Source organism: Burkholderia sp. MSMB617WGS, assembly GCF_001532025.2.
GTDB classification, from domain to species: Bacteria; Pseudomonadota; Gammaproteobacteria; order Burkholderiales; family Burkholderiaceae; genus Burkholderia; species Burkholderia savannae.
Map to the genome: position 1 here is coordinate 1,026,179 of NZ_CP013458.1, position 24,575 is coordinate 1,050,753.

Below are 24,575 nucleotides of genomic sequence, written 5' to 3' on the forward strand. Positions count from 1 at the left end.
GGTGCGTTTTGTCGTGTGCTGGTGGATGGGCCCGCGCACACGGCGGGCTGAACTGCGTTACCAGCGCGCGCCGAACGCATCGCGCAGTTCGGCGAGCGCGGCGTCGTCGAGCGGCTCGGGTTTCGGATGCGTCATCAGCCACAGGCGCGCGGTTTCCTCGAGCTCCTCGAGCGCGTACGACGCGTGCGCGACCGACGGCCCCCAGACGACCGGGCCGAGCCGCTCGAGCAGCACGCCGCGCACGCGATCGGCGAGCGCCGCGACTTCGGCGGCCACCGCGGGGTCGCCCGGCCGGCGATAACGAATGAGCGGAACGTGGCCGACCTTCATCACGTAGTACGGCGTGATCGGCGGCAGCACGTCGGCCTCGCTCCAGACGCCCGTGAGCGTGAGCGCGACGAGGTGCGTCGAATGCGTGTGGACGATGCCGCGCGCTTGCGCGTTGCGCGCGTAGATGCCGCGATGCAGCGCGAGCGTCTTCGACGGCTTGCCGCCCGACACCGCGTGGCCCGCGAGATCGACCTTCGCGATGCCGGCGGGGTCGAGCCGGCCGAGGCACGCGTCGGTCGGCGTGATCAGCCAGCCGTCGTCGAGCTTCGCGCTGATGTTGCCCGCGCTGCCGACCGCATGGCCGCGCGCGTAGAGGCTCGCGCCGATCTCGCAGATCTCGTCGCGCAGCTTCGCTTCGGCGGTGCTCATGCCGTGCCCTCCAGCGCGCGCAGCGCCTTGTCGAAGAAATCGGTCGCGCCGAAGTTGCCGGATTTGAGCGCGAGGCCGAGCGGCTCGGCGTCGAGCGTCGCGCGGGGGCCTGCTCCGGTCGTCGCGGTGGCGGGCACGCCGGGATCGATCTGCGCGCCGATCTGCAGCGCCTTCACGTCGAGCGCCTGCACGACCGCGCCGGACGTTTCGCCGCCCGCGACGACGAACTTGCGCACGCCCATCTCGCGCAGCCCGCGCGCGATCGCGGCGAGCGTCGCCTCGACGAGATGGCCGGCCGCCTCGACGCCGAGCGCCTGTTGCACCCGTTTCACTTCGTCGGGCGAGGCGCTCGCGTAGATCAGCACGGGCTGCGGCAGATGCGCGCGCGCGAACGCGAGCGCGTGCTCGACGACGGGCTCGCCGCGCGCGGCCGCGAGCGGATCGATCCGGAACGCCGGACGCTCGGCGCGCCACGCGGCGACTTGCGCGTTGGTCGCCTTCGACGCGCTGCCGGCGAGCACCGCCGATGCGCCGTCGATCCTCGGCAGCGCGGCCGCGTCGCGGCGCTCGGGCAAGAGCCCGCCGAGCCGGAAGTTCGCGGGCAGGCCGAGCGCGACGCCCGAGCCGCCCGTGACGAGGGGCAGGTCCGCGCACGCTTCGCCGAGCACGTGCAGATCGCGGTCGGTCAGCGCGTCTGCGATCGCAATCCGCACGCCGTCGCGGCGCAGCGCGTCGATCGTCTCGCGCACGGCGCACGCGCCGAGCGCGATCGCGTCACGGCGGATCAGGCCGACCTTCGATGCCGTCTGCCGCTGCAGCACGCGCACGAGGTTCGCGTCCTTCATCGGCGTGAGCGGATGGTTTTCCATCCCGGATTCATTGAGCAGCGCATCGCCGACGAACAGATGGCCGCGATAGACCGTGCGGCCGTTCTCCGGAAACGCGGGGCACGCGATCGTGAACGCGCGCTCGCCGCCGAGCGCGTCGAGCAGCGCATCGGCGACGGGGCCGATGTTGCCCGCGTCGGTCGAATCGAACGTCGAGCAGTATTTGAAGAAGAACTGGCGGCAGCCCTGCGCGCGCAGCCAGTCGAGCGCGGCGAGCGATTGCGCGACCGCGTCGGCGGCGCAGAGCGTGCGTGATTTCAGCGCGACGACGATCGCATCGGCTTGCACGGGCGCGCCGTCGGCCGGCACGCCGATCGTCTGCACGGTGCGCATGCCGCTCTTGACGAGCATGTTCGCGAGATCGGTCGCGCCGGTGAAATCGTCGGCGATGCAGCCGAGCAGGGGGCGAGAGGCGTGATCGGTGTTCATGGCGACGGGAGGCTCCGGAGAATCAGCCGCGCGCCGGCAGCGTGATGCCGGGGAACGTCTTGATGACGGCCGAGTCGTCCTCGCCGCCGTGGCCCGCGCTCGACGCGCTCAGGAACATCTGGTGCGCGGCGGCCGACAGCGGCAGCGGGAATTTGGCGCGGCGCGCGGTGTCGAGCACGAGGCCGAGATCCTTCACGAAGATGTCGACGGCCGATAGCGGCGTGTAGTCGCCGTTCAGGATGTGCGGCACGCGGTTCTCGAACATCCACGAATTGCCGGCGCTGTGCGTGATCACGTCGTAGAGCGCGTCGGGATCGACGCCTTCGCGCAGGCCGAGCGCCATCGCCTCGGCCGCCGCCGCGATGTGCACGCCCGCGAGCAGCTGATTGATGATCTTCACCTTCGAGCCCGCGCCGTGCGCGCCGCCGAGCCGGTAGACCTTGCCCGCGATCGCGGCGAGCACGTCGTCGCACGTTTCGTACGCGGCGGCGGGGCCCGACGTCATCATCGTCATTTCGCCCGCCGCCGCGCGCGCGGCGCCGCCCGATACGGGCGCATCGAGCATCAGCACGCCCGCCGCCGCGAGCCGCGCGCCGAGCTCGGCCGCGAACTCAGGCGCGACCGTCGCGCTCGAGATCACGACGCCGCCGGGCTGCATCGCGGCCGCCGCGCCGTGCTCGCCGAACAGCACGGCGTCGGTTTGCTCCGCGTTGACGACGAGGGTGATCACGACGTCGCACCGCGCGCCGAGCTCGGCGGGCGTCGCGCAGCGCAAGCCGCCTTCGGCGGCGAACGCGGCGAGCACGTTCTCGCGCACGTCGCACGCATGCACCCGAAAGCCCGCGCGCAACAGCGAGCGCGCGACACCCAGGCCCATCGCGCCCAATCCGATGACTCCAACATTCCGTGACATGGTCAAACTTCTTCCTGATTCGATTAGATTCGTTCGTGGGCGCTCCGCGCGCGCCGTGCGGCCGCTCGCGAAGCGCGGCTCAGCAAATGCCGGCTTGCTCGAGACGGCGAGCCGCGTTGTACATGTGCGCGCGGGCCGCGTTGCGGGCCGCGGACGGATCGCGCGCGCGGATCGCGTCGGCGATCGCCGCGTGCTCCTCGCGCACCTGCCGCGAGAAGTCCTCGCGGGTGGCCTCGTTGCCGCGCGTGACCTTCACGCCCGCTTCGAGGTACTGATTCAGGAAGCTCAGCGTCTTCAGGAAGTACGGATTGCCGGTGACGCTCGCGATCGTCCGGTGGAACGCGACGTCCTCCGCGACGCCGTCGCGGCCTTCGGCGACCGCATCGTCGATCTTCGCGAGCGCGGCGTCGATGTCGTCCATGTCCTCGTCGGTGCGGCAGAGCGCGGCTTCGGCGGCGACCTCGGCCTCGATCGCGCGACGCACCGCGAGCAGATGCGGCAGCGAGCTCGCCTCGACCGCCTCCGCGTAATCGATCCGCAGCGGGCGGATCGCCGCGTGCCGCGCGATGTAGACGCCGCTGCCCTGACGCGGCTCGACGACGCCCTCGTTCTTCAGGCGCGAGATCGCCTCGCGAATCACCGTGCGGCTCACGCCGAATTCCTGCGCGAGCACGGCTTCGGTCGGCAGCTTGCCGGTGCCGGCGAAGCTGCCGATCTCGATCTGCTTCAGAAGCTGCTGGGCGACCGTGTCGCTCATCGCCCGGGTCGGAATTTTCTCGAACATGGCGTTCATTTTGTAAGGTGATGTGGTCATCATACAACTTTGATTTGACGTGGGCATTCGGGATAACCCTTGGGAGATGGGTTTTGGCGAAACCGCGCCGGGGCGACCAGAATAGAAGTTTTCCGCTGCCCGGAACCCGCCGCCCGCCGGCGGCGCGGCGCTTCCGGGCGCTCCACGCGAGGCCGACCGCATGACGCCGCCGATCAAGCTGGTCCTGTTCGATATGGAGGGCGTATTGTCGGACTACGACCGCGCCGCACGCACCGCGCGCCTGGCCGACCTGACGGGGCGGCCGCCCGACGCGGTGCGCCATGCGATCTGGGAGTCGGGGCTCGAAGCGCGCGCCGACGCGGGGCTCATCGGCGTCGACCGATACCTGAGCGAGCTGGCCGAGCTGCTCGGCGCGCCGGTGAGTCGCGACGACTGGCTGATCGCGCGCAAGGCGTCGATCACGCCGAACCTGGAGGTCGTCGCGCTCGCCGAGCGCGTCGCGCAGCGCAGCCGGATCGCGGTGCTGACGAACAACTGCCGGCTCGTGACCGATTACATCGATTATCTGAATCCGCCCGTTGCGCGCGTGTTCGGCGCGGACGTCTATCCGTCGGCGACGTTCGGCGCGGCGAAGCCGGATGCGCAGGCTTACCTGGGATGCGTCGGATGGCTCGGCGCGACGGCGCAAGAGACGCTGTTCATCGACGATGCGGATTCGAACGTCGAGGGCGCGGTGAAGGCGGGGTTGCTGGGATGCAAGTTCGTGAGCGCCCAGGCGCTGGCGGACGAACTGGAGCGGCGGCGGTTGATCTAGGTGCGGCGCGGCCGGCGGGCGCGGTTTGGGCGAGTCGAATCGAATCGTGCTTTCGCTTGCGTTCGAGATCGCGCCCGTGCTTGGCTTGGCTTGGCTTGGCGCTCGCGCTTCATTGCGTTGCGTCGCGCGGTGCCCTGGTTGCGATTGTTTTACTCACATCAAACTTGTCCCCATTGGAGCGAGCTCAATCATGCCGAACACCCCTCCGGAATTGCTGAAAGCCGCCGATATCGAAGCGATGGACGTAGTGCGTTCGGTCCATACGCTGAACGAGAACGCGGTGCGCTTGAAGAAGCCGCTGAGCGACAAGACCGGGATCACGCAGTTCGGGTTTCTGATCATCACGATCATGCCGGGGCACGAATCGTCCGAGTACCACCGGCATCTTTACGAAGAGGAGTGCGTGTACATCCTGTCCGGGTACGGCGAGGCGACGATCGGCGAACGGACGTTTCCGGTCGGGCCGGGCGATTTTCTGGGGTTCGCGCAGCGCGGGCCGGCGCATGTGCTGAAGAACTCGGGGGATGTACCCCTCGTATTCATCGCGGCGGGGCAGCGGTTGGAGCAGGATGTCTGTGATTATCCGCGGTTGGGGAAGCGGTTGTTTGTGGCGGGGGAGGTGGAGGGGTATGTGGAGTTGGAGGGCGACGGTGCGGTGTGAATTCGACGGAGGCTACGTACGGCAACGGCGGATTTTGGGCGCTTTGGGAATTGGCATGCCGTTGTCGCGTCGATTGATTGGCGGTTGCGATTGATTCCTTGGCATCTGGCTGTCATGGGGGGCTATCCGCCATTTTCCGGCTCCGGCGGCATTCGGCCGGCAGCGGAGGTAGTGTCCCCAGTTCCCAGTTCCCAGTTCCCAGTCCCCAGTCCCCAGTCCCCGGTGCGCGGCGCGGGCGTCTAAAGCCTTCGCCACGGCAATCTGGGCAGTTTGCCTCGATCTCGAATGTCGTCTATAATTGAGCGCGTACTCACTCTTGTTCGATTCGAACCACGATGGCGCGCCCTCTGAGCCCGGAAAAACGCAATGCCCTTTTGTTGTCGGCGACGCAGGCCGTTGCCGACCAAGGCGTGCTGGCGAGCACGGCGAGCATCGCCCGCGGCGCGGGAGTCGCGGAAGGAACGCTGTTCACCTACTTCGAGAACAAGGAAGTCCTGTTCCAGGAACTGTACCTGCACCTCAAAAACGAGCTGGCCGATTATGTCATGCCAGACTATCCGGATAACGCGAGCTACCGGCTTCGCATGGAACACATCTTCCAGCGTTACGTGGGCTGGGGGCTGGCCAATGCGGCCGGGCGCCTTGCGCTTTCGAAGCTGTCGGCTTCGGGAGTGCTGCAGGAAGGAACGCGGGCACGAGGCATGGAGCCGTTCCTGGCCGTGTCCCGGATGATGGAGGACGCGGTGCAGAACGGCGTGCTTGCCGATGCGCCGATTGCGTTTCTTTACGCCGTGATCGAGCGCATTGCCGACATCACGATCGAGTACGTCGACAGGGAACCCGAGGGTGCCGAACGTCATCGGCAACTGGGGTTTCGTGCCGCGTGGCGAGCTGTCACGGAGTAATTTTTTTGCATTTTAAGTGAGCGCGTACGCGCTCAATATTGGAGGGAGCAATCATCATGCGCAGTCAGAAGTGGTTCATTACCGGAGCATCCGGCGGGCTCGGTTTGGCCCTCACCGAAAAAGTGCTCGCCGACGGGCATCGTGTGGTTGCCGCGGTGCGACGAGTCGCAGCGCTGCAGGCGCTGAAGGAAGCCTGGCCCGATGCGCTCGAAGTGGAGTCGGTCGACGTGACCCGTCCTGAGCAGGTGCAGGCCGTCGCGGCGCGCCATCCCGATGTCGATGTGGTCGTCAACAACGCGGGTGGCGCCGTCATCGGCGCAATGGAGGAAATGACCGAAGCCGACATCGAGCAGCAGATCGCGCTCAATCTGCTCGCGCCCATCCACATCACGCGCGCCTTCCTCGGCGCGATGCGCGCGCGAAAGCACGGCACGTTCGTCCATGTCACCAGTGTCGGAGGACGCGCCGCCTTCCCGAGCGGCTCGCTCTATCACGCTGCGAAATACGGCCTCGAGGGTTTTGCGGAAGCGGTGAGCCAGGAAGTGGCCGAATTCGGCATCAAGACCCTCATCGTCGAACCGGGCTCCATCAAGACGGGCTTCGTGGCCAACATTCGCTGGACCGACGAACTCGCCTGCTACAAGGACGGCGTGGTCGGCAAGCTGCGCCAGCAGATCAAGGCGGTCGGCGATGAATACGCATCGGGCGATCCCGTGAAAATGGCCGGCGCCATCTATGCGATCAGCCAGTTGCCGGAGCCGCCGCTGCGCACCGTCCTCGGCGGGGACGCCTACGCGGTGCTCGAAGCCGCTTATAGCCGGAGCCTCGCCGCGCTGCAGGCCCAAAAGGACCTCGCCGGTTCGGTGATGTTCGAAGGCAAGGCGGGATTCAATCCCCAGTAACCATTGCCGCGGCCCGCCCGAAAGATCGCCGCACGCCACGAGCGCGGCAGCGGTCGGGCCCGGCAGACGCCTGATTGCATGGGCGAGGCACGGCGCTTCTCCATTCATGCCATTTCATTTTCATCGCGCGGATGTCGGCGCATAACGGAGGTTCTACGATCATGTCAAAAGTCTGGTTGATTACCGGCGCGTCCCGAGGGCTCGGCCGCGCCATTCTCGAGGCCGCCTTGCAGGACGACGGCATGGTTCTGGCCACCGCGCGCGACACTTCGCGGTTCGCCGATTTGCAGGCGCGTCACGGCGAGCGTCTGGCGACGTTCGAGCTGGACGTGACCAACGAGGAGCGGGCAAAGCGCGCCGTAGCCGAAGCGGTGCGCCGGTTCGGGCGTCTGGACGCACTCGTCAACAACGCCGGTTACGGCCATATCCAGCCGTTCGAGTACACGTCTTCGGACGATTTCCGCGCACAGTTCGAAACCAATCTTTTTGGAGTGGTCAACCTCACGCGCGCAGTCATTCCGGTGATGCGCTCGCAGGGCAGCGGCCACATCTTTCAGATTTCATCGGCGGGCGGCCGCATCAGCAGCCCGGGACTCTCCGCTTACCAGTCGGCGAAATGGGCCGTCGGCGGATTCAGCGATGTCGTCGGCAAGGAACTCGCACCGTTCGGCATCCGCGTCTGCACGCTGGAACCAGGCGGCATGCGCACCGAATGGGGATACGAGGCGCGTTCGACACTGCAAGACCTTCCCCGGGACTATCAGCAATCGATGGCCGGGTTCAAGGCGCTGATCGACGCGTACGTGGGCCATGAAGTGGGAGATCCCGAGCGCGTCGCTAAACTGATCGTCATGCTGGCTTCGCGTGAATTCGTGCCGGCGCGGCTGGTGCTTGGCTCGGATGCCTGGCAGGTCGTCGAAGCCGAGGAGGACGTCCGCCGCGAGACCGGGCAAAACTGGAAGGCCGTGACGCTTGCAGCCGATTTCGGCGCGGCACCGCTCGAATGGCCCGCGGAGTGAACGCATGCGCGTCGTACTGATCGGCGCGACCGGCATGGTCGGCCAGGGTGTATTGCGTGCCTGCCTCGCAGCGGAGGACATCGCCGAAATCATCGTCATCGGCCGGCGCGCGCTGGAGGGGGGGCGTGGACCCGCGGGTCAAGGTATTCACCTTGCCCGACCTCGCAAGTTTTCGGGCCATGGACGACACGTTCGCCGGTGTCGACGCCTGCTTTTTCTGCGCAGGGGTGTCGTCTTTCGGCTTGTCCGAGGCCGCCTATCGCGCGGTAACCTACGACCTCACGCTCAATGTCGCCCGGGAACTGCTTCGCGTGAGCCCTGCCATGACGATGGTTTATGTATCCGGCGCCGGCGCCGACAGCAGTGAACAAGGCCGAAGCATGTGGGCTCGCGTTCGCGGCCAAATCGAGAATGCGCTGCAGCGACTGCCATTCCGGCAAGTGGTCATTTTCCGCCCATCCGCGATCCTGCCTGAGAGCGGCATTCAGTCGCGCACGGCTTCGTATCGCTGGATGTACGTCGCACTCAAACCGCTGCTGCTGTTGCTTCGGCGAATTTCACCCGCCAGCGTCCTGACCACCCGGGCCGTTGGCGATGCGATGCTCAACGCGGCGCGCCACGGGGTGCCCCAGCGCGTTCTGACGCCGGCCGCGATCCATCGTCTGGCCAGCGCACGGGCGTAACGCGAACGGCCGGTGTGCTCGGGAAACAGCCATCGTCAGGATGCCATCCCGAAGGGTCGCTCAGGGTTGAATTGGTACATCGATTTCAACGACGAGCAGTGGCGCGGCTATGTGTCCGATGGCCAATTCCGGCGCGGCTGGAGCGCCGCCGCCGCACGCAAGACCTGCCTCGTCGTCGGCATGCTGCTGTCGCCGACGATCGCGCTGCCCGCGATCGTCGAGCGCGCGCGGGCATGCTTCGCGCTCGCGTATGCGGGCGCGGCGGCGGATCGCGGGTGCCGTTTGCCCGGGCCTTCCGAACGCCGCGGCCGGCGCGGCCGCCGCGTCATGACTACGTCGGCCGCGGTTTGCGCCTAGACTGTCGTTTTCCGTTTGCGGGGCGAGCCGCGATGCTCGGCCGCGAAATTCGAAGCCGAGTGCCGGTTCGAACGTCTTTCACGCAACGAAAGGGAGGCAGCATGCGCTACGAGCTTTACTACTGGCCGGACATCCAGGGGCGCGGCGAATTCGTGCGGCTCGCGCTCGAGGCGGCCGAAGCCGAATACGTGGACGTCGCGCGCGAATCGCCGCGCAAGGGCCTGGGCGTGTCGGCGATGATGGGGCTCCTGGAGAGCGATTCGCTGGAATGCCTGCCGTTCGCGCCGCCGTTCCTCAAGGCGGGCGAGCAGATCATCGGGCAAACGGCCAACATCCTGCTGTTCCTCGGCGCGCGGCATCACCTCGCGCCGCGCGACGACGCAGGGCGGCTGTGGACGCATCAATTGCAGCTGACGGTGTCCGATTTCGTCGTCGAGGTTCACGACAGTCACCATCCGATCGCAAGCGGCCTGTATTACGAGGACCAGAAAGCGCAAGCCGCGATGCGGGCGGAGGATTTCATCAAGCATCGGCTGCCGAAGTTCCTCGGCTATTTCGGCAAGGTGCTCGCGCGCAATCCGCACAAGAGCGGCTACATGGCGGGCGGCGGCCTGACGTATGTGGATCTGTCGATGTTCCAGCTGATCGAGGGTTTGCGCTACGCGTTTCCGAAGGCGATGGCGCGTATCGAGAAGAAGCATGCCGGGCTGGTCGAGCTGCACGACAGGATCGCGCAGCATCCGCCGATCGCGCGCTATCTGGCGTCCGGTCGGCGCATTCCGTTCAACGAGCAGGGGATCTTCCGGCATTACGCCGAGCTGGATCGATGAGCGGCGGCGCGTCGATCGGCATGCCGTGCTCGCCGATCGTCGGCGCGTGTCGGGCGGGGCGGCGCGAGCCATGACGAATTCCGCATCGCCGTTCGTCGCGCATCCGGAAGGAAGCGGCCGATTCGGCCGCGATGCATCGCCCGGATTCGGCGTTCGTCGTCCGACGCCGCGAGATCCGGGCCGCCGGCGCGAATCCTTGCCGCCGGCGGCCCGCTGCGGCCGAGCCTTCGGAATCAGTTGCCTTTGTCTTGACGCAGCGTCCAGACGGTCGCCGTGTTCGTGTTGTCGTCGACGGCCGCGAATTGCGGCTGCCCGCCGCCGCTCGCCCCGAACGCGAGTCCGAACGCCGCCCCCGGCACCGAGTCGACCTGCATTTGCGCGATGAAGCGCCCCTCGGGCGTGAACTCGACGATTTCGCTCGGCTGATTCGGATCGGCATTGACGGCGTCGCCGTTCGCGGTGACGAGGTGGCCGTTCGGCGCGAGCGCCAGCGCGAGCGGGCCGTGCAGGTGCATGTTGTCGAAATAGATCATGCGCCCGACGCCGTTGTTGCGCGTCGTCGACGCGGCGCCGTGAATCGCGAACACCGCGTTGTCGCCCGTCGACGCGACGTACAGCACGTCGCGGGTCGAATCGTATGCGAGGCCCGTCGGCCCGACGACGAGCGTCGCCGGATCGCTTCGATGCAGATAGCCCGACGCGATGACGAGCGAGCTCGGCAGCACCGTGACGCCGTTCTCGCCGATCGTCATGTCGAGCCGCGCCACCGTGCCGTTCAGCACGTTCGACACGAACGCCGTGATGCGTTGCCCCCGGTCGATCACCGCGAGATCCCACGGCCCGTCGAGCAGCGCGGGGCTGGTCAGTTCCTTGACGAGCGTGCCTTGCGGATTGACGACGAGCAGCGAGCCGGACGACGCGAGCGTCGTGCCGTCCTTCGTCGGCAGGTTGCCGACGAGCACGAAGCCGCTGTGGAGCACCGCGAGCGCGGTGGTGAGGCCGACGTTGCCGCCCTGGAAGAAGACCACGGGATCGCCGTTCGGCACGAGCTTCACGATCGTCGTGCCGGTGCCCTGCAGGTTCGCTGTGTTGTTGAAGTTCGAGACGACGACGTCGCCCGGCTTCAGCGTGCTCCATGAGGGCACGCCGCTCGGCACGAATGCGATGCCGTACGGATTGAGATCGCCGTTCGCGGGGACCGTCGACGCGGTCATCGCCGATGGCGGAAGAATCGTCTCGTTGCCGCTCGCCCACGCGAAGCCGGACGATAGCGCGACGATGCCGGCGCCGCAGACGGCGTTGCGCAGGCCGCGCGCGGCGGCGCGGCACGCGCGACGGGCGCGCGCGAGCGTTCGCAAGCGGGCGGCGGGAGTGACGCGGGCGGGCGGGTCGGGGGATGAAACATGACGTAGAGCTTTCATGGCTTGACTCCATTTTCGAAACGTCGAACAGCAGCCGATTGCCGGACGGCACAAATGAGACGGGCGCGCGGCCGCCCCGCGGCCAAACGCCGCGCGCGTGGCCGCTCGGCGTAAACGTGCGGCGTCGCGCCGTTATTCCATGCCGATGCGAGCGGATGCGCGCGCGTGCCGGGCGCGGCGCCGCATTGCTGTGTTGCGGCCGACGAGCCACGTATCCGCTTAACGCGTTCGCGGGCGGCTGCCGCCGCGGCGGCCATGATCGCGCCTCGTCGCGATCGCGCGGCGCGCAAGCGGGTATTACCCGAAGCGTCGAGCCCGGCTATCATTTGATTCGGTTCGCCTGCCGGGATCGTCCTGCAGCCGAAAGATCCTGTTTGATCCTGTTTCAACACCAGCACAGCCCGCAGCGACGTCACTATGAATTCCACTCCCGATGCATCCCAACGCCCCGCCATTCGCGCCCTCACGCCGCTCGAAGCGCGCGTGCTCGGCGTATTGATCGAGAAGCAGCACACGGTTCCGGATACCTATCCGCTGTCGCTCAACGCGCTGACGGCCGGCTGCAATCAGAAGACCGCCCGATCGCCGGTGATGAACGTGTCGGAGGCCGAGGTGCTCACGGCGATCGACGGCCTGAAGCGTCTGAGCCTCGCGTCGGAGGGCAGCAGCAGCCGCGTGCCGCGCTTCGAGCACAACATGAACCGCGTGCTCGGCATTCCGAGCCAGGCGGCCGCGTTGCTGACGATGCTGCTGCTGCGCGGTCCGCAGACGGGCGCGGAGCTGCGCCTGAACACCGCGCGCCTGCACGGCTTCGCCGACATCTCGTCGGTCGAGGCGTTCCTCGACGAGCTCGCCGCGCGCACGCCGCCGCTCGTCGTCAAGCTCGCGCGCGCGCCGGGCGAGCGCGAGAGCCGGTGGATGCATCTGCTGTGCGGCGACATCGCGCCGGACGAAGCGCCCGCGCGCGGCGCGCAGGACGACGCGGTGCCGCCGTCGGAGTTCGAAGCGCTGAAGGCCGAGCAGAAGGCGCTGACGGCGGAGCTCGCGCAACTGCGCGCGTTCGTCGAGCACATGGCGAACGAGCTCGGCATCGACGTCGGCAAGTTTTCGCGCGGGGGCTGATCTTCGCGCGCGAGCGGTCGTGGCTTGCGGCATGCGCGCCGGCGTCAGCCTTGTTCGACGCGTCTGAGTCCGATGCCGCGCGGCCTGCTCGCCCGACGCCGACGCCGACGCGTGCGCCGAAGCGGCATGCGCCGCGCGAATCCCGGCGCCCGCCATGGCGCAAACGGCGTATCGATTGGCTTTGATGCCGCAGTCTCGCCGCGCCGGGCCATCTACAGTGGAGCTTCGTCACCACCACACCGGAGTCCGCGATGAAAGCAGAAGGCATCCTTCCCGATCACGTCAACCGCGTCGAGATCGACGGCGTATCGATTCGCAAAGGGACGGTCGCCGCGTTTCTCGCCAACGCGCGCGTCTGGAGCGACGCGCACGCGTCGGCGCAGGCGCACGCGCAGGCCGAGCGCGACTTGCTCGACACGCTACCGTCGCTGCGCGCGCTCGGATTGTTCGACGTGCTGGAGATTCGCGACGCGCGGCTGCGGGCGTTCGTCGGCGCGCGTTCCGCTGCCGGTTGAATCGGCATCGGCATCAGCATCGGCATCAGCATCAGCATCGGCATCGGCATCGGCATCGGCATCGGCATCGGCAGCGCTAGCGACGTCGGCGTCATGCCCCCAATTCGCTGTTCCAATCCGCGTCCGGATCGGCCGGCGCATCGCCCGCCGCGCCCGCGATCGCCGCCGCCTCCCCCGCGCCGCCCGCCGCGCCGCCTTTCTCGCGGTAAGCCGCGGGCGGCGCGCCGAACTGCTTGCGGAACTCGCGCCCGAGGTGCGACGCGTCCGCGAACCCGCAGCTCGATGCGATGTCGGCGACGGTGCGGTCCGAGCTCGTCAGGAGCCACGCGGCCGTGCGCAGCCGCACCTGCTTCGCGAACGCCTGCGGGCTCCTGCCGGTCTGCGCCTTGAACAGCCGCTCGAGCTGCCGCGTCGACAGATCGAGCTTGCACGCGAGCTCGTCGAGCGGCAGCGCGCGCCCGACATGCTGCTCCATCAGCAGGATCGCGCGCTTGACCTTCGGATGCGTCGCGGGCTCGAGCCCCGGCGGGTGCGGCTGCGGCGCGTTGCCCTTCTGCATCTCGCCGACGAGCAGGATTCGGAGCGCCTTCTGCACCGTTGCGTGATCGAAGTGGCGCAGCAGGATCGCCGCGGCGACGTCGATCGACGCGCGCCCGCCCGAGCACGTGATCCGCCGCCGGTCGATCACGAACAGGCGATCGGCGATCAGCAGATCCGGATCGGCGTTCGGGAAGCGCTCGACGAAATCCCAATAATGGAACCAGCTCACGCACACGCGGTGCCCGTCGAGCACGCCCGCGCGCATCAGCGCGAACGCGCCCGTGCAGATCCCGACGAGGTTCGCGCCCGCCGCCGCCGCGCGGCGGACGAACTGCAGCGTCTGCGGCCCCGCCTGCGGCCCCGAATGCAGCAGGCCGCCCACGACGACCACGTAGTCGAACGCGTCGGCGTCGTCGAACGTCTGCCACGGCGTCACCTGAATCCCGCAGCTCGCGCGCACGGGTGCGAGCGTGTCGCCGATCACGGTCCACGAGCAGCGCACGGGCTTGCTGTGGTCGCCGTCGTCGGCGGACAGCCGCAGCATGTCGACGAACCCCGAGAACGCGGTCAGCGTGAAATTCGGCAGCAGCACGATTGCGAAGCGCAGGCGCGGCTGGGCGGAATCGGCGGCAACGGGCGAAGCGGGTACGTCGGCGGTCATGTCTGCAAAATCTTCGGTTGGCCGGGGCGCGGCCCGGCGTGTCTCCAGTCTACGGGCGCCCGACGCCCGGGCAGCCGCGCAGACCGTACTGCGAGCGTCGCCGATCGGGCCGCGCGGGACTTGTGTTTTTTCGCCGCGAACCATCGCCGAAACGCACGGAATGCCTGTCACGCGCGGCGGTTGGCGGCGGCGTCCCACGCCGATGCCGTTTTTGTTCTATCGGCGGATTTTACGCTTTGATGTACTGACGCCCAACGTCAACCAAGCATCGTTACGCAAGGGCAGCCAGATGAACGTCAGCGTTTTCGATCTGTTCAAGATCGGCATCGGTCCGTCGAGCTCGCACACCGTCGGGCCGATGATCGCCGCGTGCCGGTTCGCGTCGCACGTCGAGGATGCGAACCTGCTCGGCTTCGTGCGCCGCGTGCGGATCGGGCTGTACGGCTCGCTCGGCGCGACGGGCAAGGGCCACGGCACCGACAAGGCGGTGCTGCTCGGCCTCGAGGGCCATCTGCCGGACGCGATCGATCCCGACCTGATCGAGCCCCGCTTGAACGCGATTCGCGCGGAAAAGTCGCTCGCGCTGCTCGGCAAGCGCGGCATCCGCTTCGACGAGAAGGAGGACATCGGCTTCTACCGCAAGCTGATGAGCGGCACGAGCGTCGTGCATCCGAACGGCATGCGTTTCCAGGCGTTCGACGAGCACGGCCAGCTGCTCGTCGAGAAGGAATATTACTCGGTGGGCGGCGGCTTCGTCGTCAATCGCGACGGAGACCGCGTGAACGGCGTGCGCGCGGCGGCGGACGTGCCGCATCCGTTCCGCACCGGCGACGACCTGATGCGCGCGTGCCGCGCGAGCGGCCTGTCGATCGCCGAGCTCACGTTTCGCAACGAATGCGCGCTGCGCCCCGCCGACGAAGTGCGCGCGGGCCTCGTCGCGATCTGGAAGACGATGGCCGCATGCGTCGAGCGCGGCTGCAAGGTCGACGGCGAGCTGCCCGGCCCGATGCGCGTGAAGCGCCGCGCGGCCGAGCTCCACACGCGGCTGCGCAATCGATCGGAGGAATCGCTGCGCGATCCGCTGTCGATGCTCGACTGGGTGAACCTCTACGCGATGGCGGTCAACGAGGAGAACGCGGCGGGCGGGCGCGTCGTCACCGCGCCGACGAACGGCGCGGCGGGCGTGATCCCGGCCGTCCTCCATTACTACGTGAAATTCGTACCGGGCTCGAACGAGCAGGGCATCGTCGATTTTCTGCTCACCGCCGCGGCGATCGGGATCATCTACAAGGAAACCGCGTCGATCTCCGGCGCGGAGGTCGGCTGCCAGGGCGAGGTCGGCGTCGCGTGCTCGATGGCCGCCGCCGCGCTCGCGGCGGTGATGGGCGGCACGCCCGGGCAGGTCGAAAACGCGGCCGAGATCGGTATGGAGCACAACCTCGGGATGACGTGCGATCCCGTCGGCGGCCTCGTGCAGATTCCGTGCATCGAGCGCAACGCGATGGGCGCGATCAAGGCGCTCAACGCGTCGCGGATCGCGCTGAAGGGCGACGGCCAGCACTACGTGTCGCTCGATTCCGTCATCAAGACGATGCGCGAGACGGGCGCCGACATGAAGACGAAATACAAGGAAACGTCGCGCGGCGGCCTCGCCGTGAACGTCATCGAATGCTAACGAAGGGTCCATCAACATGAGCCGCTACTCGATATTCAGCCTGTTTCGCAACGGCCTGTCGTATCACGAGAACTGGGAAAAGCAGTGGAAGAGCCCGGAGCCGAAGCGCGAGTACGACGTCGTGATCGTCGGCGGCGGCGGGCACGGCCTCGCGACCGCGTACTACCTCGCGAAGGAGCACGGCGTGACCAACGTCGCGGTGCTCGAGAAGGGCTGGATCGGCGGCGGCAACACCGCGCGCAACACGACGATCGTGCGCTCGAACTACCTGTGGGACGAATCCGCCGCGCTCTACGAGAAGGCGATGAAGCTGTGGGAAGGGCTCGCGCAGGACCTGAATTACAACGTGATGTTCAGCCAGCGCGGCGTGATGAACCTCGCGCACACGCTGCAGGACGTGCGCGACACCGAGCGGCGCGTGAACGCGAACCGCCTGAACGGCGTCGATGCCGAGTTCCTGACGCCCGCGCAGATCAAGGAGATCGAGCCGACGATCAACCTGAACAGCCGCTATCCGGTGCTCGGCGCGTCGATCCAGCGGCGCGGCGGCGTCGCGCGGCACGACGCGGTGGCCTGGGGCTTCGCGCGCGGCGCGGACCGCGCGGGCGTCGACATCATCCAGAACTGCCAGGTGACGGGCATCCGCCGCGAAGGCGGCGCGGTGGTCGGCGTCGACACGGTGAAGGGCTTCATCAAGGCGAAGAAGGTCGCGGTGGTCGCGGCCGGCAACACGACGACGCTCGCCGACATGGCCGGCGTGCGGCTGCCGCTCGAAAGCCATCCGCTGCAGGCGCTCGTGTCGGAGCCGATCAAGCCCGTCGTGAACACGGTCGTGATGTCGAACGCGGTGCATGCGTACATCAGCCAGTCCGACAAGGGCGATCTCGTGATCGGCGCGGGCATCGATCAATACGCGGGCTTCGGCCAGCGCGGCAGCTTCCAGATCATCGAAGGCACGCTGCAGGCGATCGTCGAGATGTTCCCGGTGTTCTCTCGCGTGCGGATGAACCGCCAGTGGGGCGGTATCGTCGACGTGTCGCCGGACGCGTGCCCGATCATCAGCAAGACTGACGTGAAGGGCCTGTACTTCAACTGCGGCTGGGGCACGGGCGGCTTCAAGGCGACGCCGGGCTCGGGCTGGGTGTTCGCGCACACGATCGCGCGCGACGAGCCGCATCCGCTCAATGCGCCGTTCGCGCTCGAGCGCTTCTACAACGGCCACCTGATCGACGAGCACGGCGCGGCCGCCGTCGCGCACTGACCGAACCACCGCGCACTACGTGCATGGGACCAGAGTAAGCGCTAAAGCGCTAACTCTGGTCGACTGCGATGCATGGGATCGGGGTAAGCGCTAAAGCGCCAACTCTGGTCGACTGCGATGCATGGGACCAGAGTAAGCGCTAAAGCGCTAACTCTGGTCGACAGAGGAGAACGAAACATGTTGCTGATCGAATGTCCGTGGTGCGGCCCGCGCGCCGAATCCGAATTCAGTTGCGGCGGCGAAGCCGATATCGCGCGCCCGCTCGACACGGACAAGCTGTCCGACCGCGAATGGGGCGACTACCTGTTCATGCGCAAGAATCCGCGCGGCGCGCACCGCGAGCAATGGCTGCATGCGCAGGGCTGCCGCCGCTGGTTCGTCGCGCAGCGCGATACCGTCACTTACGAGTTTCAGGGCTACGAAACGTTCGGCGCAGCCGCCGCCAACGCAGCAGAGGACACGAGCAAATGAGCCAGAAAGACCGACTCGGCGCAGGCGGGCGCATCAACCGCGCACAGCCGCTCACCTTCACGTTCAACGGCCGCACGTATCAGGGCTTCCAGGGCGACACGCTCGCGTCCGCGCTGCTCGCGAACGGCGTACACTTCGTCGCGCGCAGCTTCAAGTATCACCGGCCGCGCGGGATCGTGACGGCGGGCGTCGACGAGCCGAACGCCGTCGTGCAGCTCGAAACCGGCGCGTACACTGTGCCGAACGCGCGCGCGACCGAGATCGAGCTGTACCAGGGGCTCGTCGCGACGAGCGTGAACGCGAAGCCGTCCATCGAGCACGACCGGATGGCCGTGATGCAGAAGTTCTCGCGCTTCCTGCCGGCGGGCTTCTACTACAAGACGTTCATGTGGCCGCGCAACCTGTGGCCGAAGTACGAAGAGAAGATCCGCGAAGCGGCGGGCCTCGGCAAGGCGCCCGATACGCTCGACGCCGACCGCTACGACAAGCGCTACGCGCACTGCGACGTGCTCGTCGTCGGCGGCGGCCCGACGGGGCTCGCGGCCGCGCACGCGGCGGCCGTGAACGGTGCGCGCGTGATGCTCGTCGACGATCAGCGCGAGCTCGGCGGCAGCCTGCTCGCGAGCCGCGCGGAGATCGACGGCAAGCCCGCGCTGCAATGGGTCGAGAAGATCGAAGCGGAGCTCGCGAAGCTGCCCGACGTGACGATCCTCGCGCGCAGCACCGCGTTCGGCTATCAGGATCACAACCTCGTGACCGTCGTGCAGCGGCTCACCGACCATCTTCCGGTGTCGATGCGCAAGGGCACGCGCGAGCTGATCTGGAAGGTGCGCGCGAAGCGCGTGATCCTTGCCGCGGGCGCGCACGAGCGGCCGCTCGTGTTCGGCAACAACGACCTGCCGGGCGTGATGACCGCGTCGGCCGTGTCGACGTACATTCATCGCTACGGCGTGCTGCCGGGGCGCGTCGCGGTCGTCGCGACGAACAACGATCGCGGCTATCAGTGCGCGCTCGATCTCAAGGCGTGCGGCGCGAAAGTGACGGTCGTCGATGCGCGCTCGTCGACGCGCGGCGCGTTGCCCGCGGTCGCGAAGCGCAACGGCATCGCCGTGATGAGCGGCGCGGTCGTGTCGAGCGCGGCGGGCAAGCTGCGCGTCGCGTCGGTGGACGTCGCGTCGTACGCGAATGGCCGCTCGGGCGGCAAGATCGCGACGCTGCCGTGCGAGCTCGTCGCGATGTCGGGCGGCTTCAGCCCGGTGCTGCACCTGTTCGCGCAATCGGGCGGCAAGGCGCACTGGAACGACGACAAGACCTGCTTCGTGCCCGGCAAGCCGATGCAGGCGGAAGCGAGCGTCGGCGCGGCGGCGGGCGAGTTCGAGTTGTCGCGCGCGCTGCGGCTCGCGGTCGACGCGGGCGTGGCCGCGGCGAGGTCGACGGGTCTTGCCGCCGAGCGGCCGCCCGTGCCGAAGGTCGCCGAAGCTGTGGAGGACGCGCTGCTGCCGTTATGGCTCGCGAGCGGCGCGGACGCGGCGGTTCGCGGTCCGAAGCAGTTCGTCGATTTCCAGAACGACGTCGGCGCGGCCGACATCCTGCTCGCCGCGCGCGAAGGCTTCGAATCGGTCGAGCACGTGAAGCGCTACACGGCGATGGGCTTCGGCACCGATCAGGGCAAGCTCGGCAACATCAACGGGATGGCGATTCTCGCGCAGGCGCTCGGCAAGTCGATTCCGGAGACGGGCACGACGACGTTTCGCCCGAACTACACGCCGGTGTCGTTCGGCGCGTTCGCGGGCCGCGAGCTCGGCGATTTCCTCGATCCGGTACGCAAGACCTGCATCCACGAATGGCACGTCGAGCACGGCGCGCTGTTTGAGGACGTCGGCAACTGGAAGCGGCCGTGGTATTTCCCGAAGAGCGGCGAGGATCTGCACGCCGCCGTGAAGCGCGAATGCCTTGCGGTGCGCAACGGCGTCGGCATGCTCGACGCATCGACGCTCGGCAAGATCGACATCCAGGGGCCGGACGCGGTGAAGCTCCTGAACTGGATGTACACGAACCCGTGGAACAAGCTCGAAGTCGGCAAGTGCCGCTACGGGCTGATGCTCGACGAGAACGGCATGGTGTTCGACGACGGCGTGACCGTGCGTCTCGGCGAACAGCATTTCATGATGACGACGACGACGGGCGGCGCGGCGCGCGTGCTCACGTGGCTCGAACGCTGGCTGCAGACGGAATGGCCGGACATGAAAGTGCGGCTCGCGTCCGTCACCGATCACTGGGCGACGTTCGCGGTGGTCGGGCCGAAGAGCCGCAAGGTCGTGCAGAAGGTGTGCAAGGACATCGATTTCGCGAACGATGCGTTCCCGTTCATGAGCTATCGCGACGGCACAGTCGCGGGCGCGAAGGCGCGCGTGATGCGCATCAGCTTCTCGGGCGAGCTCGCGTACGAAGTGAACGTGCCGGCGAACGCGGGCCGCGCGGTGTGGGAAGCGCTGATGGAAGCGGGCGCGGAATTCGACATCACGCCGTACGGCACCGAGACGATGCACGTGCTGCGCGCGGAGAAGGGTTACATCATCGTCGGTCAGGACACCGACGGATCGATCACGCCGTTCGATCTCGGGATGGGCGGGCTCGTCGCGAAGTCGAAGGATTTTCTCGGCCGCCGCTCGCTCACGCGCGCCGATACCGCGAAGAGCGGCCGCAAGCAGTTCGTCGGCCTGCTGACCGAGGACGCGCAGTACGTGCTGCCGGAAGGCGGCCAGATCGTCGAGGCAGACGCGGCCGCGCGCGCCGACGGCACGATCGAGATGCTCGGCCACGTCACGTCGAGCTATTACAGCCCGATTCTGAAGCGCTCGATCGCGCTCGCGGTGGTGAAGGGCGGCCTGAGCAGGATGGGCGAGCGCGTCGCGGTTTCGCTCGCCAACGGCCGGCGCGTGGTCGCGACGATCTCGAGCCCGGTTTTCTACGACACCGAAGGGGTACGTCAGCATGTGGAATGAAACGAGAAACGAGGCTTCGGCGGCGGCGCACGCGCAGGGCGGCGTGCGGCTCGAATCGCCGTTCGTCGGCGCGGGCGACGCGTTGAAGGCGTACGACGCGCGCGCGTCGAAGAAATTCCTGTTCCGCGAACGGCCGTTCCTCGACCTCGTCAACGTGCGCGGCGAGCCGGGCGATCCCGCCTTCGTGCGCGCGTTCGAGCAGGCCGTCGGCTGCCGGCCGCCCGTGAAGCCGAACACGGTCGCGCGCAGCGCCGACTATGACGTGCTGTGGCTCGGCCCCGACGAATGGCTCGTGCGCTCGAACGGCGCGGTCGCGGCGGGCGCGCTCGCCGCGACGCTCGCGGAGGCGATGCAGGGGCTCTATGCGGCGGCCGTCGACGTCGGCAGCGGCTACACGATCGTCGAAGTGAGCGGCGCGCGCGCGCGCGACGTGCTCGCGCGCGGCTGCCCGCTCGATCTGCATCCGCGCGCGTTCGGCGTCGGGCAGTGTGCGCAGAGCCATTACTTCAAGGCGTCGATCACGCTCGTGCCGACCGGCGACGATTCGTTCGACATCGTCGTGCGGCGCAGTTTCGCCGATTACTTCTGCCGCATCATGCTCGACGCGGCGACGCCGCTCGCCTGATGAAACCCGTCGAGGCGCCGTTCGCGACGCTCGATCTGGCGTGCGCGCGCGGGCGCGGCTGGAGCGTGTTCGTCGACGCGCTGAAGGTGCCGGCGCGCATCGGCATTCATCCGCACGAGCACGCGGCGCCGCAGCCCGTCGTGCTCGACGCGCGGCTGGCCTATCGCCGCGAGCCGTCGGAGGCGAGCGGCGACGGCTGGATCGACTACGACGCGTATTGCGCGCGGATCGCGTCGTTCCTCGCGCACAAGCCGCACACGCGGTTGCTCGAGACGCTCGCGCTCGAGATCGCCGTGCTGTCGTTCGACGAATGGCCGGCGCTCGACGCGCTGACGCTCGCGCTGCACAAGCCGAAGATCCGGCCGGGGACGAAGCGGGTCGGCGTCGAGCTAGACTGGACGCGCGCGGACCATGCGGCGTGGCGCGCGGCCGCGCGCGAGGCAGCCGCGCGCGGCTGAGCGAACCGGCGCGCGCGGCCGGGTTGTCGCTTCGCGCGGCTTCGTGGTGTCGTGGCGGCGTGGCAGCGCAGCGCCGTCATCGCGCCGCTTCGTCATCGCGCATGTCGCGCGCATCGTCGTCGTGACGTGCAATGCGCGCCACGCTGCGTTGTGCGCCCGATGCGCCCGATGCGCCCGATGCGCCCGATGCGCCCGATGCGCCCGATGCGCCCGATGCGCCCGATGCGCCCGATGCGCCCGGCGAGGCCGGCGCGCGCTGCGCACGCGCGCCGGCCTCGCCGGGCCGTGCATCACGAGCAGGCCTTGCCGTGCGACGCGTGGAAGCCCTTCGCTTTCGCGGCCGCTTCCGACAGGTATTCGCCGTGCTTGGTCTTGCCGTAGTACTTGTCGGTCGCGCAGTGGTACACGTTCGTGTCGGTGTTCACCCACACCTGACCGGGCGCGCCGGCGCTCGCCGCGCTCTTCGTCGCGGCGGTCGCGCCCGGCGTGCCCGAGGCGGCGGCCGGAGCCGACGCCGCGGCGGCCGGCGCCGTCGCGGCCGATGCGCCGCTCGCCGCCGCGGCCTTCGATGCGCCGTACCACGTCTTCAAGCCCTTATGGCCCGAGCATGCGCCTTTCTTCGACGCGCCGGAGTAGAGCGTGCCGTCCTTGCAAAGGCCGGTCGTGCCGGCGGGCGCGCTTGCCGGAGCTTGCGCGAAGCTGCTGATCGAGATGCACAGGCCGGCGGCGAGTGCCGAGAGAAGGGCGGTCTTTTTCATTTCTACTCCTGACGATGTGGGGTTGGCGCGCGTCCACTTGCGTGAGCGTGTGTGCGCACGTTGCGACACGCGCGCAGCCCTGACGCAAAAGCATGCGCCAGTACCGACATTAACTCCCGGGTTCCGCGCCCGGTTGACACGCGAGCGCGCGAACGGCCCGGCAAAAGTGCAACCATGCGTGACAGGGTGTAACAGGCCGGCGCACGCGCGACAGGGCGGGCGGCGCGATCGTGAGATACTCGCCACCCTGCCGCGCTGCGGCCGTACATCGACGGGAGTCGCCGTGTTTGCGAGTTTTGAACCGACCCACACCGGATTTGTCGCGGAGATCGACGGCTGCCGATGCAGCATCGAGGGCGCGCCGTCGCCGATCGCCGATCGGATCGACTGGCGCTGGACCATCGCGCAGCCGGAGCCGGACAATCTCGACGGCTCCGATCCTTTCAAATACGAAGTGCTGGCGACGGGCGAAACCGTGACGCCGCTGCAGGCCGAGCAGCAGATCGTCGCGTGGCTCGAAGCGCATCCGCCCGAGGACGCGTGATCCGGCGCGCGGCCGCGCGCGTCGGCGCTCAGGCCATCACGACATAGACCTTGCGCAGCGTCTCGCTGATTTCCCAGACGCCGGCGGTATCGGCCGGAAAGAACAGCGTGTCGCCCGCGCGGATCTCCACCGGCTCGCCGCCCGCCGGCGTGAACGTGCAGACGCCCGACAGGACGTGCATCACCTCGGCGTTCGCGAGCTGCCGCTCGAAGCGGCCCGGCGAGCATTCCCACAGCCCGGTCTGATTGTCGCCCGCGCCTTCGAGCGGAATATCGAGGCAGCGGGTGCGCGCGACGGTCGCGCCGAGCGGGCGCGCGACCGCGCCGGCATCGTCGAGCCCGGCGGCGCGAGCCGATTGCGATATGACGGTGATGGGCATCTGGCGAATTCCGTGTGGTTCGTGTCGACGGGGAATTGAAAGGATTGCGCGGCGGCGCGCCGGTCAGCGGCCGGCATCGACCGCGTCCGCGAGCTCGGCGAGCGAGCGGAAGTGATAGTCGGGGCGGGTGATTTCGGATTCGATCGTGCCGCCCGAGCCCTGCTGAGCGTGCCGGCGCTCGATCCAGCACGTCGCGATGCCGAGCCGCATCGACACGCCGATGTCGTGATACTGGCTCTGCGCGACGTGCAGGTTGTCCTCCTGCCGATAGCCCCACGCGCCCTCGAAGCGGCCGCGCGCATACGCGAAGTAGCGCGGATCGGGCTTCTCGCAGAGCGCGTCGTCGCAGCTCAGCTCGAGATCGAACGGATGATCGAGCGTCGCCGCGAAATGTTCGAGCGCCCATCGCTGCGCATTCGTCATCGTCACCAGCTTGAAGTGCCGGCGCAGCCGCTTCAGCGCGTCGACCGAATCGGCGAACGCGGGCCAGCGCGCGACCGAGTCGCGAAAACCGCGAGCGGCCGCGTCGCCGTCGGGCAGGCCGAGCGCGGGCGCGACCGCGTGCCAGCAGCGGACGAGATCGTCGGGATACCACGTCGCGTTCGCGTGCTTGCGGGCGGCGCGGTAGGCGCGCAGGAAATCCTCGTCGGCGACGCGTGCGCCGGGCGCGACGTCGCGCACGTAGTCGAGCATGCCGCGCTCGAAATCGATCAACGTGCCGACGACGTCGAAGGTCAGGACTCTGAATCGGGTGAGGCTCATGGTGGATGGTGCTCGCTGGTTCGGGACGATGGGAAGCGTGACGTGGCCGGCGCGGCGATCGCACCGCGCGCGCCGACGTCCGATGCCGGCGATGGCGACGCGGCCCGCATCGCGTATCGCGTATCACGGATTCGCGGATTCGCGCGTGGCGGCGGGCTTGCCGCATGTCGCGCCGGACATCGTTCGACGTGCGATCAGCTTAAGCGCTGACCCCGTCGCGGCGATGCTGAAATGGCCGGGCCGGACCGCAGCGAATGCCGAATTGCGGAGCGCGACCGGGGAAATGTGCCGAGCGGAAGGTTTCGTCGCGTCGGCGGAGCAGTGTGACGGAAAATCGGCGCTGCGACCTGCGACCTGCGACCTGCGACCTGCGACCTGCGACCCTCAACCCGCGACCTGCAACCCACGATCCACGATCCACGACCCGCGACCCGCAACCCGCAACCCGCAACCCGCAACCCGCAACCCGCAACCCGCAACCCGCAACCCGTGACGCACGATGCC

The 24,575-nt window shown here is 68.2% G+C and carries 26 protein-coding genes and 1 pseudogene; 17 read left to right on the forward strand and 10 right to left on the reverse strand.

Annotated features, from left to right (window positions below; translation table 11 throughout):
* Positions 1–57 precede the first annotated feature (57 nt).
* The 4 genes from WT60_RS24985 to WT60_RS25000 form a co-directional block, all read right to left on the reverse strand.
* A complete protein-coding gene (locus WT60_RS24985) occupies positions 58–699 on the reverse strand; it encodes an aldolase (protein ID WP_059670675.1) in 642 nt (213 codons plus the stop codon).
* On the reverse strand, positions 696–2,015 hold the full coding sequence (otnK, locus tag WT60_RS24990; RefSeq protein WP_060355963.1) for a 3-oxo-tetronate kinase: 1,320 nt from the start codon (positions 2,013–2,015) through the stop codon (positions 696–698). The genes WT60_RS24985 and otnK overlap by 4 nt, the downstream gene beginning before the upstream one ends.
* Positions 2,016–2,037: 22 nt before the next feature.
* On the reverse strand, positions 2,038–2,928 hold the full coding sequence (ltnD, locus tag WT60_RS24995; protein ID WP_038753249.1) for an L-threonate dehydrogenase: 891 nt from the start codon (positions 2,926–2,928) through the stop codon (positions 2,038–2,040).
* 79 nt (positions 2,929–3,007) lie between these two features.
* Positions 3,008–3,712, reverse strand: a complete 705-nt coding sequence (locus WT60_RS25000; protein WP_059670684.1) for an FCD domain-containing protein — start codon at positions 3,710–3,712, stop codon at positions 3,008–3,010.
* A 190-nt stretch (positions 3,713–3,902) separates the two neighbouring features.
* Between WT60_RS25000 and WT60_RS25005 the strand changes: the two genes are divergently transcribed.
* From WT60_RS25005 to WT60_RS25040, 8 genes and pseudogenes are all read left to right on the forward strand, one after another.
* On the forward strand, positions 3,903–4,517 hold the full coding sequence (locus WT60_RS25005; RefSeq protein ID WP_060355962.1) for an HAD family phosphatase: 615 nt from the start codon (positions 3,903–3,905) through the stop codon (positions 4,515–4,517).
* 190 nt (positions 4,518–4,707) lie between these two features.
* Entirely contained in the window at positions 4,708–5,178 is a 471-nt protein-coding gene (locus WT60_RS25010; RefSeq protein WP_038753253.1) for a cupin domain-containing protein, read from the forward strand.
* A 335-nt stretch (positions 5,179–5,513) separates the two neighbouring features.
* The gene (locus WT60_RS25015) at positions 5,514–6,083 is read left to right on the forward strand and encodes a TetR/AcrR family transcriptional regulator (RefSeq protein WP_038753255.1); all 570 of its coding nucleotides are present in this window, start codon (positions 5,514–5,516) and stop codon (positions 6,081–6,083) included.
* A gap of 56 nt (positions 6,084–6,139) precedes the next feature.
* The gene (locus WT60_RS25020) at positions 6,140–6,985 is read left to right on the forward strand and encodes an SDR family NAD(P)-dependent oxidoreductase (RefSeq protein WP_038753257.1); all 846 of its coding nucleotides are present in this window, start codon (positions 6,140–6,142) and stop codon (positions 6,983–6,985) included.
* A 161-nt stretch (positions 6,986–7,146) separates the two neighbouring features.
* Positions 7,147–8,004, forward strand: a complete 858-nt coding sequence (locus WT60_RS25025) for an SDR family NAD(P)-dependent oxidoreductase (protein WP_060355961.1) — start codon at positions 7,147–7,149, stop codon at positions 8,002–8,004.
* A gap of 125 nt (positions 8,005–8,129) precedes the next feature.
* A complete protein-coding gene (locus WT60_RS25030) occupies positions 8,130–8,687 on the forward strand; it encodes a semialdehyde dehydrogenase (protein ID WP_236860922.1) in 558 nt (185 codons plus the stop codon).
* A 105-nt stretch (positions 8,688–8,792) separates the two neighbouring features.
* Positions 8,793–8,942: pseudogene (locus WT60_RS25035) on the forward strand (MFS transporter); the annotation flags it as partial.
* A gap of 203 nt (positions 8,943–9,145) precedes the next feature.
* Positions 9,146–9,874: a glutathione S-transferase gene (locus WT60_RS25040; protein WP_059670670.1), complete on the forward strand. Its 729-nt coding sequence runs from the start codon at positions 9,146–9,148 to the stop codon at positions 9,872–9,874.
* Positions 9,875–10,107: 233 nt separating this feature from the next.
* Here WT60_RS25040 and WT60_RS25045 read toward each other — a convergent pair whose 3' ends face one another.
* Positions 10,108–11,295, reverse strand: a complete 1,188-nt coding sequence (locus tag WT60_RS25045; protein WP_082759391.1) for a hypothetical protein — start codon at positions 11,293–11,295, stop codon at positions 10,108–10,110.
* Entirely contained in the window at positions 11,292–11,723 is a 432-nt protein-coding gene (locus WT60_RS33955) for a hypothetical protein (protein WP_145986869.1), read from the reverse strand. Before WT60_RS33955 ends, WT60_RS25045 begins: the two co-directional genes overlap by 4 nt.
* Here WT60_RS33955 and WT60_RS25050 point away from each other — a divergent pair.
* Together WT60_RS25050 and WT60_RS25055 are read left to right on the forward strand one after the other, a co-directional pair.
* Positions 11,713–12,417 carry a YceH family protein gene (locus WT60_RS25050; protein ID WP_038752892.1) on the forward strand — a complete coding sequence of 235 codons (705 nt, stop codon included), beginning with the start codon at positions 11,713–11,715 and terminating at the stop codon, positions 12,415–12,417. The genes WT60_RS33955 and WT60_RS25050 overlap by 11 nt on opposite strands.
* A gap of 251 nt (positions 12,418–12,668) precedes the next feature.
* Entirely contained in the window at positions 12,669–12,932 is a 264-nt protein-coding gene (locus WT60_RS25055; RefSeq protein WP_038752890.1) for a hypothetical protein, read from the forward strand.
* A 91-nt stretch (positions 12,933–13,023) separates the two neighbouring features.
* On the opposite strand, the gene WT60_RS25065 is transcribed toward WT60_RS25055, so the two are convergent.
* On the reverse strand, positions 13,024–14,133 hold the full coding sequence (locus WT60_RS25065) for a GlxA family transcriptional regulator (protein ID WP_060355959.1): 1,110 nt from the start codon (positions 14,131–14,133) through the stop codon (positions 13,024–13,026).
* Between the two features lie 289 nt (positions 14,134–14,422).
* Between WT60_RS25065 and WT60_RS25070 the strand changes: the two genes are divergently transcribed.
* From WT60_RS25070 to WT60_RS25095, 6 genes are all read left to right on the forward strand, one after another.
* Complete coding sequence (locus WT60_RS25070) at positions 14,423–15,808, forward strand: L-serine ammonia-lyase (RefSeq protein ID WP_038752888.1); 1,386 nt, start codon at positions 14,423–14,425, stop codon at positions 15,806–15,808.
* A gap of 16 nt (positions 15,809–15,824) precedes the next feature.
* Positions 15,825–17,069: a sarcosine oxidase subunit beta family protein gene (locus tag WT60_RS25075; RefSeq protein WP_038752886.1), complete on the forward strand. Its 1,245-nt coding sequence runs from the start codon at positions 15,825–15,827 to the stop codon at positions 17,067–17,069.
* 177 nt (positions 17,070–17,246) lie between these two features.
* Positions 17,247–17,540, forward strand: a complete 294-nt coding sequence (locus WT60_RS25080) for a sarcosine oxidase subunit delta (RefSeq protein ID WP_038752884.1) — start codon at positions 17,247–17,249, stop codon at positions 17,538–17,540.
* Entirely contained in the window at positions 17,537–20,545 is a 3,009-nt protein-coding gene (locus WT60_RS25085; RefSeq protein ID WP_060355958.1) for a sarcosine oxidase subunit alpha family protein, read from the forward strand. The genes WT60_RS25080 and WT60_RS25085 overlap by 4 nt, the downstream gene beginning before the upstream one ends.
* Positions 20,535–21,170: a sarcosine oxidase subunit gamma gene (locus tag WT60_RS25090; RefSeq protein WP_038752880.1), complete on the forward strand. Its 636-nt coding sequence runs from the start codon at positions 20,535–20,537 to the stop codon at positions 21,168–21,170. The genes WT60_RS25085 and WT60_RS25090 overlap by 11 nt, the downstream gene beginning before the upstream one ends.
* Positions 21,170–21,628: a dihydroneopterin aldolase gene (locus WT60_RS25095; protein ID WP_060355957.1), complete on the forward strand. Its 459-nt coding sequence runs from the start codon at positions 21,170–21,172 to the stop codon at positions 21,626–21,628. Before WT60_RS25090 ends, WT60_RS25095 begins: the two co-directional genes overlap by 1 nt.
* A gap of 290 nt (positions 21,629–21,918) precedes the next feature.
* Here WT60_RS25095 and WT60_RS25105 read toward each other — a convergent pair whose 3' ends face one another.
* Positions 21,919–22,386, reverse strand: a complete 468-nt coding sequence (locus tag WT60_RS25105) for a DUF3761 domain-containing protein (protein WP_060355955.1) — start codon at positions 22,384–22,386, stop codon at positions 21,919–21,921.
* Between the two features lie 283 nt (positions 22,387–22,669).
* On the opposite strand from WT60_RS25105, the gene WT60_RS25115 reads away from it, so the two are divergent.
* Complete coding sequence (locus WT60_RS25115) at positions 22,670–22,930, forward strand: hypothetical protein (protein WP_038752873.1); 261 nt, start codon at positions 22,670–22,672, stop codon at positions 22,928–22,930.
* 28 nt (positions 22,931–22,958) lie between these two features.
* Here the strand turns inward: WT60_RS25115 and WT60_RS25120 are convergent, their stop codons facing one another.
* On the reverse strand, positions 22,959–23,309 hold the full coding sequence (locus WT60_RS25120) for a cupin domain-containing protein (protein ID WP_038752871.1): 351 nt from the start codon (positions 23,307–23,309) through the stop codon (positions 22,959–22,961).
* 63 nt (positions 23,310–23,372) lie between these two features.
* Complete coding sequence (locus WT60_RS25125; protein WP_038752869.1) at positions 23,373–24,071, reverse strand: HAD-IA family hydrolase; 699 nt, start codon at positions 24,069–24,071, stop codon at positions 23,373–23,375.
* Positions 24,072–24,575 lie beyond the last annotated feature (504 nt).